This is a genomic window from Acidovorax sp. FG27 (assembly GCF_040365715.1).
GTDB lineage: Bacteria > Pseudomonadota > Gammaproteobacteria > Burkholderiales > Burkholderiaceae_C > Paracidovorax.
The window spans coordinates 1,015,716-1,028,198 of record NZ_BAABVY010000009.1; the positions used below are offsets into that span (position 1 = coordinate 1,015,716).

Consider the following 12,483-nt stretch of genomic DNA (forward strand, 5'->3'; position numbering starts at 1 on the left):
AGCGCTTGACAAGCATGCGCAGATAGCTATGAAAATAATAGCAAATTCCACCGGCGATGGACGGCGGTCAGCGGGCCGCCATGCCTTCGTCGATGCAGCGCTGGTAGGCCTGCACGGTGGCGGCATACCCCAGCTCCAGGGCGTCGGCGATCAGCGCATGGCCGATGGAGACTTCCAGCAGCCCCGGCACGCCCTGCACGAAGGCCGGCAGGTTCTCGCGGTTCAGGTCGTGGCCGGCGTTCACGCCCAGGCCCACGGCCAGCGCGGCCTGGGCCGCTGCGGTGTAGCGCGCCAGCTGGGCGGCCAGCGCGGGCGTGCCCCAGGCGGCGGCATAGGGTTCGGTGTAGAGCTCCACCCGGTCGGCCCCCACGGCGCGGGCGGCGGCCATCTGCTCGGGCACCGGGTCCATGAAGAGGCTCACGCGCACGCCCAGGGCGCGGCATTCGGCGACCAGCGGGGCCAGCCGCTCGGCATCCTGCGGAAAGCTCCAGCCATGGTCGCTGGTGAACTGGTCTTCGCTGTCGGGCACGAAGGTGGCCTGATGCGGGCGCACCGTGCGGATGAACTCCATCAGGTTCTGCGACGGGTTGCCCTCGATGTTGAATTCGCGGCCCGGCCACTGCCGCATCAGCTCGGCCAGCTCGTGCACGTCGGCGGCGCGGATGTGGCGCTCGTCGGGCCGCGGATGCACGGTGATGCCCTGCGCGCCGGCCTCCAGGCACAGCCGGGCGGCGCGGGTGACGCTGGGAATGCCCAGGTGCCGCGTGTTGCGCACCAGCGCCACCTTGTTGACGTTCACCGACAGCGCCGTGCGCGCGGCGTGGGAGGGGGATGGGGTCGTCGGGTTCATAGCAGTTGCAGATCGATCATGAGCTGGCGCGTGCGCAGCAGCGGGCTGCCGCAATGGTATTGCAGCAGGGTGCGCAGCTGCGGCTTGAGCTCGAAGGTCATGGGCGCGACGGCGGACGAAGCGATGGCGCGCAGCGTGGTGGTGTAGCTGCCGGGCCCGCCCGATTCCAGCGCGCCGTGCAGCGCCAGCCACTGCGCGCCGGGCAGCGTGGCCCGGTCGCCCGGCTGGGCGGCGCGCAGGCCGGCCTCGGGCACCAGCGCGTAGCGGGCAGCGGGCTGCAGCGGCGCCAGCGTCATGGTTTCGGCATCGAGCGCGGGCAAGAGGCCGATCTCGCGCAGCAGCAGCAGCTCGAAGCTGCGCAGCACGGGCTCCAGCGCGTCGCCGTGCTCGCCGCTGCCCAGCACGCGCACCACGCCGGCATAGGCGTCGAAGAGCGGCGGGTGGGGGTCTTCCCGCGCCAGCAGGCGCATCAGCAGCTCGTTGAGGTACAGCCCCGACATCAGCGCATCGCCAGTCGGCATGACATGGCCGCCCACCCACTCGGCGCCCTTGAGCACATGCACCTCGCCCTGCCCTTCCCCACCGCCGGCCGTGTAGCCCACGCGCAGCGGCTGCAGCGGCAGCAGCACGGGCCGGAAATTGGACGTCGGCTTCTTCGCCCCCTTGGCCACCAGCGCCACCCGACCGTGGTGGCGGGTGAACACGTCCAGGATCAGGCTGGATTCGCTCCAGTCGTAGCGGTGCAGCACATAGGCCGGCTCTTCGGAGATGCGTCGCGCGGGCATGGTTTGCTATGCAATCAATAGCTGCTTGCGCAGACAGATCAAGCGCGAACGGCCAATTTGACTGGTATTCAGAGGCTTCAAAGCGAAACCGCGAACCCGGCCATCGACGCCGCCCCACGACATTGGCCATCGCCAGCAGCCCGGGCACCTCCACCGCTCAAAAGGCCGCGGAGCAGGCCACGCCAGCAGACGCCGCGGAACCGGCTTTGCCGGGCCGCTGGCGTCGTCCCCCTGGGGGCTGAGGGCCGCGGCTCCGGGCCTGCCTGCGCAGGCCTGGACGTGCCCGAAGAGCTGCCGACTCCGGCGGCTGCGCGGAGGCGCCGAAGGCGACTCAGGGGGGAGTCATTCATACCCAAAGGACCGCACCCGCGCCTCGTCATCGGCCCAGCCGGAGCGCACCTTCACCCACACTTCCAGGAACACCTTGGCGTCCATCAGGCGCTCCATTTCCTGGCGCGCCTCGGTACTGATGCGCTTGAGCCGCTCGCCCTTCTCGCCGATCACCATGGCCTTGTGGCCATCGCGCTCGACCACGATGGTGGCGGCCACGCGGATGAAGCGCTTGTGGGTCTTGCTGGGCTCCTCGTCCATCTTGTCGATGACGACGGTGGAGGTGTAGGGCAGCTCGTCGCCCGTGAAGCGAAAGAGCTTCTCGCGCACCGTCTCGCTGGCGAGAAAACGCTCGCTGCGGTCGGTCAGCTCGTCCTCGCCGTAGAACCAGGGCTGCTCGGGCAGGTACTTGGCGCAGATGCCGAAGAGGCGCTCGATGTCGCCCTTGTTCTTGGCCGACATGGGCACGAATTCGGCAAACGGGTGGCGCTCCTGCATGCCCTTGAGCCAGGGCGCCAGTTCGGCGCGGCGGTGCACCTCGTCCAGCTTGTTGGCGATGAGCACCGTGGGAATGCCGGGCTTGAAGAGCGACAGCACCTTGGCGTCGGCCAGCGTGAAGCTGCCGGCCTCGACCACGAAGAGGATCAGGTCCACGTCGCCGATGGCGCCCATCACGGTCTTGTTGAGCGACTTGTTGAGCGCCGTGCTGTGCTTGGTCTGGAAGCCCGGCGTATCGACGAAGACGAACTGCGTGGCCTCGCGCGTGCGGATGCCGGTGATGCGGTGGCGCGTGGTCTGCGCCTTGCGGGAGGTGATGGAGATCTTCTGCCCCACCAGCGCGTTCATCAGCGTGGACTTGCCCACGTTGGGCTTGCCGACGATGGCGATCAGCCCGCAGCGCTGGCCGGCGGCGTCCACGGCCGGTGCGGCACCGGCCGTGACGGGGCCGGCACCCGGCTTGGCCGCAGCGAGCATCGCTTCCAGGTCATTCTGGCCGGCAGCGCCCGTCTCTTGAGCGCCACCAGCTACGTTTTTGGTAGCGTCTTCGGAATTCATGCTTTCTTTGCTTTCTGTAGGGCGGCCAGCAGCGCGGCGGCGGCCGCCTGTTCGCCGGCGCGGCGCGAGCCGCCGATGCCGCGCTCGGTCAGGCCCAGGTCGGGAATTTCGCACTCGACGTCGAAGGTCTGGCGGTGCGCCGCCCCCACGGTACCCACCACGCGGTAGAGGGGCAGCTTCATTTTGCGGCCCTGCAGCCACTCCTGCAACGCGGTCTTCGGGTCCTTGGCGGCGGCCTGCATCTGCGGGTTGACGTCCACGGCCTCGAAGAGCCGGTTCACCAGGGCCTCGGCGCGGGCATAGCCTGCGTCCAGGTAGACCGCGCCGATCAGTGCCTCCAGCGCATCGGCCAGGATGGACGGGCGCAGCTTGCCGCCCGACTTGGCCTCGCCCTCGCCCAGGCGCAGCACCTCGGGCAGCTTCAGCCGCAGGGCCAGGCCGTGCAGGGTGTCCTGCTTGACCAGGTTGGCGCGCACCCGCGAGAGGTCGCCCTCCGGCTGGTCGGCCAGCTGCCGGTAGAGCAGGCTGGACACCGCCAGATTGAGCACCGAGTCACCCAGGAATTCGAGGCGCTCGTTGTGGTCGGCGGAAAAGCTGCGGTGCGTGACGGCGCGCTGCAGCAGCGCGGCGTCGGCGAAGGCGTGCTGCAGGCGGTCCTGCAGCATGGAAAGACTGGGTGAAAGCACTCGGGGGGCAGTGGTCGGTCGATTACTTGGTGGAGTCCTGGAAGCGATACACCAGGTAGGCGGGGCCGGCCAGCGGGATCTCGCGGGAATAGCTGTACGACACCACGATGCGGTCGTTGCGCTTGGTCACGTCCAGGTCGCTCCCCTTGACGGACTTGATGTCGTCGATGGCGGCGGCGCGGTCGAACGAGGCGCGCACCTCGGGCACCGTGCTGCCCTCGCGGGCGGCCTTGTCGGCGGCCTTGCGGATCGCCTGGTATTCGAGGAACACCGGCACCGACTGGCCCACGATGGCGAAGGCCGCCACGATGAATACACCGGTCAGGATCAGCCCGATGAACGACAGGCCGCGCTGGCGCGAGCGGGCTGCGGCAGCCGGCGCGCGGCGTGGGTGGTGACGATTGTGCGAAGTGATGGCCATGGCGAATTTCCCTCTTTCTTGTGTCGAACCGTTGAGGCGGCAGCCGCGCCCGGAAACCCTGCCCCGGGCGAAGTGCCGTCGATGCCTGCTCCGCGCCGTCGGCAAGCCCGCCGACCCCGCGGCAGCGCGGGCGTCAGCGCCACCGGCTCACTGGAAGGGGCCGATGCGGCGCAGGTCGCCGAAGTTCATCCAGACGAAGAAGGCCTTGCCGACGATGTTGGCGTCGGGCACGAATCCCCAGTAGCGCGAATCGAGCGAATTATCGCGGTTGTCGCCCATCATGAAATAGTGGCCCTCGGGCACCTTGCAGACCACGCCTTCGACGCTGTAGCGGCAGTTGCCGCGAAACTTGAAGTCGCTGGCGCCCTGTACGAAGGCCGGCACGTCGGGGTTGTTCAGCACGCCGTGGCGCCGGTCGCCCACCTGCTCCTCGAACTGCTTGAAGTAGCGCATGGCGTCTTCGTCGAAGAAGTCGGGCAGCGCGGTGGTGGGCACCGGCGTGCCATTCACCGTGAGCCGCTTGTTCAAATAGGCCACCTCGTCGCCGGGCACGCCCACCACCCGCTTGATGTAGTCCATGCTGGGCTGGGGCGGGTAGCGGAACACCATCACGTCGCCGCGCTGGGGCGCCTGGCCTTCGGTGATCTTCTTGTTGATGACCGGCAGCCGGATGCCGTAGGTGAATTTATTCACCAGGATCAGGTCGCCCACGCGCAGGGTGGGGATCATCGAGCCCGAGGGGATCTTGAACGGCTCGAAGAGGAACGAGCGCAGCAGGAAGACGATGGCGATCACCGGGAACAAGCCGGCCGTCCAGTCGAGCCACCAGGGCTGCATGAGAATGCGGCCCTTGGCCTCCTCCACATCCACGTCGACCTTGGCGATGCCCATGCGGTCGAGCTCGGTGCGTCGCTGCGCCGCCGCGTCGTCGATGGCCTGGGCCGCCCGGCGGCGGCGGGGCAGGAAATAGAAGCGCTCGGCCAGCCAGTAGGCGCCGGTGACGACGGTGGCGAGGAACAGCAGCAGTGCGAAATTGCCTTCGATGGCGCCCAGGTACCAGGCGCCCACGTAGCCGACGAACGCCGCCAGCACCAGGGATGTGAGGATTTGCATCGGGTTCAATCTTCCACTTGCAGGATGGCCAGGAACGCCTCTTGCGGCACTTCGACGGAGCCGATCTGCTTCATGCGCTTCTTGCCGGCCTTCTGCTTTTCCAGCAGCTTGCGCTTGCGGCTCACGTCGCCGCCGTAGCACTTGGCCAGCACGTTCTTGCGCAGCGCCTTGATGGTTTCGCGCGCGATGATGTTGGCGCCGATGGCGGCCTGGATCGCCACGTCGTACATCTGGCGGCTGATGATCTCGCGCATCTTGGCCACCACGGCGCGGCCGCGGTACTGCGACTGGGAGCGGTGGACGATGATCGACAGCGCATCGACCTTCTCGCCGTTGAGCAGGATGTCCACCTTCACCACGTCGGAGGCGCGGTACTCCTTGAACTCGTAGTCCATCGACGCGTAGCCGCGCGACACGGACTTGAGCTTGTCGAAGAAGTCCAGCACGATTTCGCCGAGCGGCATCTCATAGGTCAGCATGACCTGGCGGCCGTGGTAGGCCATGTTCATCTGCACGCCGCGCTTCTGGTTGGCCAGCGTCATGACCGGGCCCACGTAATCCTGCGGCATGTAGAGATGCACCGTCACGATGGGCTCGCGGATCTCTTCCAGCCGACCCTGGTCGGGCATCTTGGAGGGGTTCTCGACCATGATGACCTCGCCATCGGCGCGCACCACCTGGTAGACCACGCTGGGCGCCGTGGTGATGAGGTCCTGGTCGAACTCGCGCTCCAGGCGCTCCTGCACGATTTCCATGTGCAGCAGGCCCAGGAAGCCGCAGCGAAAGCCGAAGCCCAGCGCCTGGCTGACTTCGGGCTCGTAATGCAGCGAGGCGTCGTTGAGCTTGAGCTTCTCGAGCGCGTCGCGCAGGGAGTCGTACTCGCTCGCTTCGGTCGGGTAGAGGCCGGCGAACACCTGGGGCTGGATCTCCTTGAAGCCGGGCAACGCCTCGGCCGCGGGGCCGGCGTTGTTGGGCAGCTTCTTTTCCAGCGTGATGGTGTCGCCCACCTTGGCGGCCTGCAGTTCCTTGATGCCGGCAATGATGTAACCCACCTGCCCCGCGTCGAGCGAATTGCGCGGCTCGTTGGCTGGCGTGAACACGCCCAGGGTGTCGGCGTTGTAGACCGCACCGCTGGCCATCATCTTGAAGCGCTCGCCCTTGAGCAGGCGGCCGTCGACCACGCGCACCAGCATCACCACGCCCACGTACGAGTCGAACCAGCTGTCGATGATCATCGCGCGCAGCGGGCCATCGGCCTGGCCACGGGGCGCCGGCACCTTGGCCACGATGGCCTCGAGAATCTCGTCGATGCCCATGCCGGTCTTGGCGGAGCACGGAATGGCGTCGGTCGCATCGATACCGATCACGTCTTCGACTTCAGCCTTTGCGTTGTCGGGATCGGCGTTGGGCAGATCCATCTTGTTGAGCACGGGCACCACTTCCACGCCCAGGTCCAGCGCGGTGTAGCAGTTGGCCACCGTCTGCGCTTCCACGCCCTGCGATGCATCGACCACCAGCAGCGCGCCTTCGCAGGCCGAGAGCGAACGCGAGACTTCGTACGAGAAGTCCACGTGGCCCGGCGTGTCGATCAGGTTGAGGTTGTAGACCAGGCCGTCCTTTGCCTTGTACTGCAGTGCCGCCGTCTGGGCCTTGATGGTTATCCCACGCTCCTTCTCGATGTCCATCGAGTCGAGCACCTGGGCTTCCATCTGGCGCTCCTCCAGGCCGCCGCAGCGCTGGATCAGGCGGTCAGCGAGCGTCGACTTGCCATGGTCGATGTGCGCAATGATGGAAAAATTTCTGATGTGGTTCATCAACGGAAAGCGTCAAGTGATTGAATTGAAACGGCGCGCACAAGAAAAAAGGGCGCGTCAAGTGGCGACGCGCCCTGAACCAACAATCATTGGCAACTGCGATAGTTGGATCTTCATTGTAGGCAAAAAGGACTTCAGGGAAACCCCACCCCGTCCCACCAGGAGCGCGTTGCCAGCGTGCAACGAGAAATTTATCAACAACTTATTCACAGATCGGACAACAACTTACTGAACAACGTGTGGGCGATCTGTGGATCACCTGTGCATGAACAAACGGCTTCCCGCATCGTGAGCGGCGCAGCCGATTTTATGACCACAGGTAGGAAGGAAGCCCTTGCATTCTACCGAAAACGATACATAGGCCGGCCCGTCGAAGTGAGCGGGAACTCACCCCAACGCACCCGACCGAAAATGTAACGGCTGCCTTTTCATCGGCAGGGGCCTTTAACCCGAGCCCGTCCAGGGGACTTGTGGCGTCGCCATCGCACCGCACTGGGCGGTGCTCCCTTTTATCGGGCAGGGCGGATCAGGGCGTATTGCGCCCACTCGCCCCGGCGGAACAGCACGTTGACGGGCTTGGTCTTGTCGGCCTTGGCCAGCACCGCGTCGAACTCCTTCACGCTGCCGATCTCGGTGTTGGCAATGGCCAGGATCACGTCGTTCTCGCGCAGGCCGGCGCGGGCCGCCGCTTCGGCCACGGCCACCACGCGCACGCCGCCCTTGATCTTCAGCTCTTTCTTCTGGGCGTCGGTCAGCTCTGCGACCGACAGGCCCACCTGCTGGGCCGCGGGCGACGGCTTGGCCTTGCCCGCGTCGCGCTCGGCCGCCTTGGCGACGGGCTTGTCGTCGGGCTCGACCTCGGCGATGGTGATGGCCAGGTCGCGGGTGGCGCCACGGCGGAAGACCGTGATGGTGCTCTTCGTGCCGGGCTTGGTGTTGCCCACCAGGCGCGGCAGATCGGCCACCTTCTCCACGGCCTTGCCGTCGAAGCGCGTGATCACGTCGCCGGCCTCGACACCCGCCGTGTCCGCTGGGGAGCCCGCCTCCACCCCACGAACCAGCGCGCCCTGCGGCTTGCCCAGGCCAATGGATTCGGCCACATCCTTGGCCACGGGTTCGATCTGGACGCCGATGCGCCCACGGCTGACCCGGCCGGTGGCGCGCAGTTGCTCGCTCACGCGGATCGCCTCGTCCATCGGGATGGCGAACGAAATGCCCATGAAGCCGCCGGAGCGCGAGTAGATCTGGCTGTTGATGCCCACCACTTCACCGCGCATGTTGATCAGCGGGCCGCCGGAGTTGCCGGGATTGATGGCGACGTCGGTCTGGATGAACGGCAGGTAGTCGCCTGTGTCGCGCTGCTTGGCGCTGACGATGCCGGCGGTGACGCTGTTGTCGAGGCCGAACGGCGAGCCGATGGCCATGACCCATTCGCCCACGCGCAGCCGGTTCACGTCACCGACCTTGACGGCCGGCAGGCCGGTGGCCTCGATCTTGACCACGGCCACGTCGGTGCGCTTGTCGGAGCCGACGATCCTGGCCTTGAATTCGCGCTTGTCCGTCAGCGTGACGATGACCTCGTCGGCGCCCTCCACCACATGGTGGTTGGTCATGACGTAGCCGTCGGATGTGAGAATGAAGCCCGAGCCCACGCCGCGTGGCTGCTCTTCCTGCTGGCGGGGGCGCTGCGGCGCCTGCTGGCGCGGCATGTTGGGCACGGGCACGCCGAAGCGGCGGAAGAATTCGAGCATCTCCTCGTCCATGGTGCCCGGCGCCGGGCGGTCGGAGGCCTTCTCCAGCGTGCGGATGTTCACCACCGAGGGGCCGACCTGGTCCACCAGGTCGGTGAAGTCCGGCAGGCCGCGGGCAGCGGCGACGGCCTGCGCATAGGCGGTCTGGGGCGGCAGCACAAGCAGGCCGCCAGCGAGGGCGATCACGCCGGCCAGCGTGCAGGCTTGCAGGTTTTTCCAATCGATCCGGAACATCATCGGCTTCTCCATCTGGGTCTGTTGCGTCCTGTGCGGCGCGGGTATGAAAACGATAGCGTGCTTCTCGGAAGCGGCCAGCGGCATTTGGTTCCGCGCAGCGCGAGATCGAGCGCCTGCGTGGAGGTGGCTCCATCAGCCGCCCCGCCCAGCGCGGCGCAAAGGCGGGACGACAAAACGGCCTGCGAAACAGGCGTCTCGCAGGCCGATGAACCGACCCCGTGCCAGCGGCCCCCCTTCAAGTGCAGGCCGGCCGGCCCGTTTCAACGGGCCGGAGCCTCGAAATTGGCGTTGCGCAGGAAGCCCGCCGGCATCTGCAGCGCGGTGGTGCTGCCGAACTGCTTGTGGGCGGCCAGCAATTCATCCAGGCGGGGGTCGCGGATCATGATCTGCTTGCCGTTCAGGCTGCCGCCGTTGTTGCCCTGGTTGTCGGCCACGGCGATGCTGGCATCCGCCGGCGCGGCCACGCCGGGGGCGGCGGCCAGCTGGGTGGCGGCAGCCGGGCCCTGCAGGCCCGCGTAGGTATTCCAGCCGATGGCGGCGACGGCGGCGAGCGACGCGAAGCCCGCGACCATCTTCCACTGGAAGACCCCCGCATTGGCGACCTTCGCTTCGGCCGCCTCGGCGTCGGCCACCTCGGTGAGCTCGCCCGAGGCCAGCATGGCGGGGCGGGTGGCGGGGCTGGGATCGCGTGAGATTTCGGCACGCACCCGGTCGAGCAGCGCGCTGCGGTAGGGCGAGGCCAACTCGGACGAGCGCAGCACGTCACCCACCACATGGTAGGCATGCCAATGGGCGCGCCCGGCATCCGTCGCGGCGAAGGCCATGGCCTGCGCGAATTCGTCGTCCTGCAACTGCCCGTCCGCCAGGGCGGAGAGCTGCTCTCGCATTTTCACATCGTCATTCATGGTGTCACCTGCATTGCTACCACTGCCCATACGCTGCGGCCCGTCGGGCCGTGTCGCCTACCACCGCTTGCCGGACTGGTTTTCCAGCAGCGGCTTGACCCGCGCCGAAATCGCCTCGCGCGCCCGAAAGATCCGGGAGCGGACGGTGCCGATAGGGCAGTTCATCGCCACCGCGATCTCGTCGTAGGTCAGCCCCTCGATCTCGCGCAGCGTCACGGCCTGCCGGAGGTCCTCGGGCAGCGCTTCCATGGCCGCGTTCACGGCCTCGGCGATTTCGCGGGCGGCCAGCACGGTCTCGGGCGTTTCCTCGCTGGTTAGTTCGCTGCCGACGCGGGAAGTTTCATCATCTTCGTCGCCGCCGCGCAGGGCGCTCTCCGTGATGAGCGGATTGCGCTTGATTTCCATGAGCGCCTTCTTGGCCGTGTTGACCGCGATGCGGTAGAGCCAGGTGTAGAACTGTGCGTCGCCCCGGAACTGGTGCAGCGCACGGTAGGCGCGGATGAAGGTCTCCTGGGCGATGTCCTGCACCAGGTCGACGTCGCGCACCATGCGCCCGATGAGGCGCTCGATGCGGCGCTGGTACTTGATGACCAGCAGCTCGTAGGCGCGTTGGTCACCGGCCACGGTGCGCTCCACCAGTTGGAGGTCGCTGTCGTTGCCGTTGGGCGGGGGCGAGGAGGCTGTCATGGATGAGAGGAAGGGCTGCGGCCGCCGTCTGGGGCGGAAGGAGACGCCGCAGCAGCGTCGCCCGCCGAACGGGCGCGCGAATATACCGCACGTCGGAACGCCAGCCACTGCTGCGGCGCTTGCCGCCGTTCCAGGGCCAGCCAGAGGCGGCACCCCGCTGGGCACGCCGAAACCAGCAGAAAGCCCTGGATGTCGAGATGCACGGTGGGCGGCGCCTGGCAGGCCACCGGCAAGGCCGCGCCTGCCGCGCTCCACCACCACTGCGCGCCATCCCATTCGATGGCGCCCCGGGGGCTGCGCAGCCAGGCCAGGGTGGCGAGAGCCGCCGTCGACGACCAGAGGACCAGACCGATGACGATGGGAGCCGGCGCGCCGGCCGGCGCGCCAGAGAACCACCATGCCACGATCACCATCGCGGCGGCGGCTACCACGGCCGCCAGCGCCGCGCCCAGCAGGCCGCTGCGCGCCACCGGGCAACGCACGGCCGGCGGGTGGTGGGGGTGCGAGGCGGACACGGCGGCGAAGGCCATCGGGACGGCGCTCCTCCCGAAGCCCCCGGGTGGCCGGAAGGTCAGCGCCGCAATCGCGTTCAGACGCGCTTGAACACCAGCGTGCCGTTGGTGCCGCCGAAGCCGAAGTTGTTCTTCACGACCACGTCCAGCCGCATGTCGCGCGCTTCATTGGCGCAGTAGTCCAGGTCACACTCGGGGTCCTGCTCGTGCAGGTTGATCGTGGGCGGAGCCTTCTGGTCGCGCAAGGCGAGCACGCAGAACACGCTCTCGATGCCGCCGGCGCCGCCCAGCAGGTGGCCGGTCATCGACTTGGTGGAGCTGACCACCGTCTTGTAGGCGTGGTCGCCGAGCGCCGCCTTGATGGCGTTGGTCTCGTTCAAATCGCCCAGGGGAGTCGAGGTGCCGTGCGCGTTCAGGTAATCGACCTGCTCGGCGTTGACGCCGGCGTTGCGCAGGGCGGCCTGCATGGCACGGCGGGGGCCGTCCATGTTGGGCGCGGTCATGTGGCCCGCATCGGCGCTCATGCCGTAGCCAGCCACCTCGGCATAGATCTTGGCGCCGCGCGCCTTGGCATGTTCGTACTCTTCGAGCACCAGCACGCCCGCGCCCTCGCCCAGCACGAAGCCGTCGCGGCCCTTGTCCCAGGGGCGCGATGCGGTCTTCGGGTCGTCGTTGCGGGTGGACAGGGCGCGCATGGCGGCGAAACCGCCCACGCCCAGCGGCGAGACGGTCGCCTCGCTGCCGCCCGCGACGATCACGTCGGCATCGCCGTACTCGATCTTGCGCGCGGCTTCGCCGATGCAGTGCAGGCCCGTGGTGCAGGCCGTCACGACGGAAAGATTGGGGCCCTTGAAGCCGAACCGCATCGACACGTGGCCCGCCACCATGTTGATGATGGATGCCGGCACGAAGAAGGGCGTGATCCGGCGCGGCCCGCGGCTCGCCAGTTCGCCATGCGTGTTCTCGATCAGCGGCAGCCCGCCGATGCCGGAGCCGATGATGCAGCCGATGCGGGTGGCCAGTTCCTCGTCCAGCGCTTCGCCCGTGGGCAGACCGGCATCCTGGACGGCTTCCTGCGCTGCGGCGATGCCGTAGTGGATGAAGCTGTCCATCGTGCGCGCGTCCTTGGCGCTGATGTAGGAGTTCAGGTCGAACCCCTTGACCTCTCCCGCGATCTTGCAGGCGAAGTTCGACGCGTCGAACTTGGTGATGAGGTCGATGCCGGACTGTCCGGCGAGGATGTTGGCCCAGGCTTCGGCCACCGTGTTGCCCACGGGGCTGACGCAACCCAGACCGGTCACGACAACGCGACGACGGCTCATGCGTTCATACTTTC

General features: G+C 67.5%; 12 protein-coding genes. All 12 read right to left on the bottom strand.

Translation table 11 applies throughout. From position 1 onward, the window contains the following. Positions 1 to 67 precede the first annotated feature (67 nt). The 12 genes from ABWV53_RS11570 to fabF all read right to left on the bottom strand — a co-directional run bounded on the left by ABWV53_RS11570 (position 68) and on the right by fabF (position 12,469). Entirely contained in the window at positions 68 to 850 is a 783-nt protein-coding gene (locus tag ABWV53_RS11570) for a pyridoxine 5'-phosphate synthase (protein ID WP_353365961.1), read from the bottom strand. Beyond that, positions 847 to 1,635 carry a DNA repair protein RecO gene (recO, locus tag ABWV53_RS11575; protein ID WP_353365963.1) on the bottom strand — a complete coding sequence of 263 codons (789 nt, stop codon included), beginning with the start codon at positions 1,633 to 1,635 and terminating at the stop codon, positions 847 to 849. The genes ABWV53_RS11570 and recO overlap by 4 nt, the downstream gene beginning before the upstream one ends. Before the next feature lie 342 nt (positions 1,636 to 1,977). Further along, the gene (gene era, locus ABWV53_RS11580; protein ID WP_353365965.1) at positions 1,978 to 3,021 is read right to left on the bottom strand and encodes a GTPase Era; all 1,044 of its coding nucleotides are present in this window, start codon (positions 3,019 to 3,021) and stop codon (positions 1,978 to 1,980) included. Beyond that, positions 3,018 to 3,686: a ribonuclease III gene (gene rnc / locus ABWV53_RS11585; protein ID WP_353365967.1), complete on the bottom strand. Its 669-nt coding sequence runs from the start codon at positions 3,684 to 3,686 to the stop codon at positions 3,018 to 3,020. Before rnc ends, era begins: the two co-directional genes overlap by 4 nt. Positions 3,687 to 3,729: 43 nt before the next feature. Next, positions 3,730 to 4,128 carry a DUF4845 domain-containing protein gene (locus ABWV53_RS11590; protein ID WP_353365969.1) on the bottom strand — a complete coding sequence of 133 codons (399 nt, stop codon included), beginning with the start codon at positions 4,126 to 4,128 and terminating at the stop codon, positions 3,730 to 3,732. A gap of 147 nt (positions 4,129 to 4,275) precedes the next feature. After that, positions 4,276 to 5,241 (bottom strand): signal peptidase I, encoded by a 966-nt coding sequence (gene lepB, locus ABWV53_RS11595; protein ID WP_502903874.1) that lies wholly within the window; start codon positions 5,239 to 5,241, stop codon positions 4,276 to 4,278. 5 nt (positions 5,242 to 5,246) lie between these two features. Next, entirely contained in the window at positions 5,247 to 7,055 is a 1,809-nt protein-coding gene (gene lepA / locus ABWV53_RS11600; protein WP_353365973.1) for a translation elongation factor 4, read from the bottom strand. Positions 7,056 to 7,564: 509 nt separating this feature from the next. Continuing rightward, on the bottom strand, positions 7,565 to 9,043 hold the full coding sequence (locus ABWV53_RS11605) for a Do family serine endopeptidase (protein WP_353365975.1): 1,479 nt from the start codon (positions 9,041 to 9,043) through the stop codon (positions 7,565 to 7,567). Between the two features lie 260 nt (positions 9,044 to 9,303). Then, positions 9,304 to 9,948 (bottom strand): sigma-E factor negative regulatory protein, encoded by a 645-nt coding sequence (locus tag ABWV53_RS11610; RefSeq protein ID WP_353365977.1) that lies wholly within the window; start codon positions 9,946 to 9,948, stop codon positions 9,304 to 9,306. Positions 9,949 to 10,005: 57 nt separating this feature from the next. Beyond that, positions 10,006 to 10,635: an RNA polymerase sigma factor RpoE gene (rpoE, locus tag ABWV53_RS11615; protein ID WP_353365979.1), complete on the bottom strand. Its 630-nt coding sequence runs from the start codon at positions 10,633 to 10,635 to the stop codon at positions 10,006 to 10,008. After that, complete coding sequence (locus tag ABWV53_RS11620; RefSeq protein WP_353365981.1) at positions 10,632 to 11,165, bottom strand: hypothetical protein; 534 nt, start codon at positions 11,163 to 11,165, stop codon at positions 10,632 to 10,634. The genes rpoE and ABWV53_RS11620 overlap by 4 nt, the downstream gene beginning before the upstream one ends. A 59-nt stretch (positions 11,166 to 11,224) precedes the next feature. Next, positions 11,225 to 12,469: a beta-ketoacyl-ACP synthase II gene (fabF, locus tag ABWV53_RS11625; protein ID WP_353365983.1), complete on the bottom strand. Its 1,245-nt coding sequence runs from the start codon at positions 12,467 to 12,469 to the stop codon at positions 11,225 to 11,227. Positions 12,470 to 12,483 lie beyond the last annotated feature (14 nt).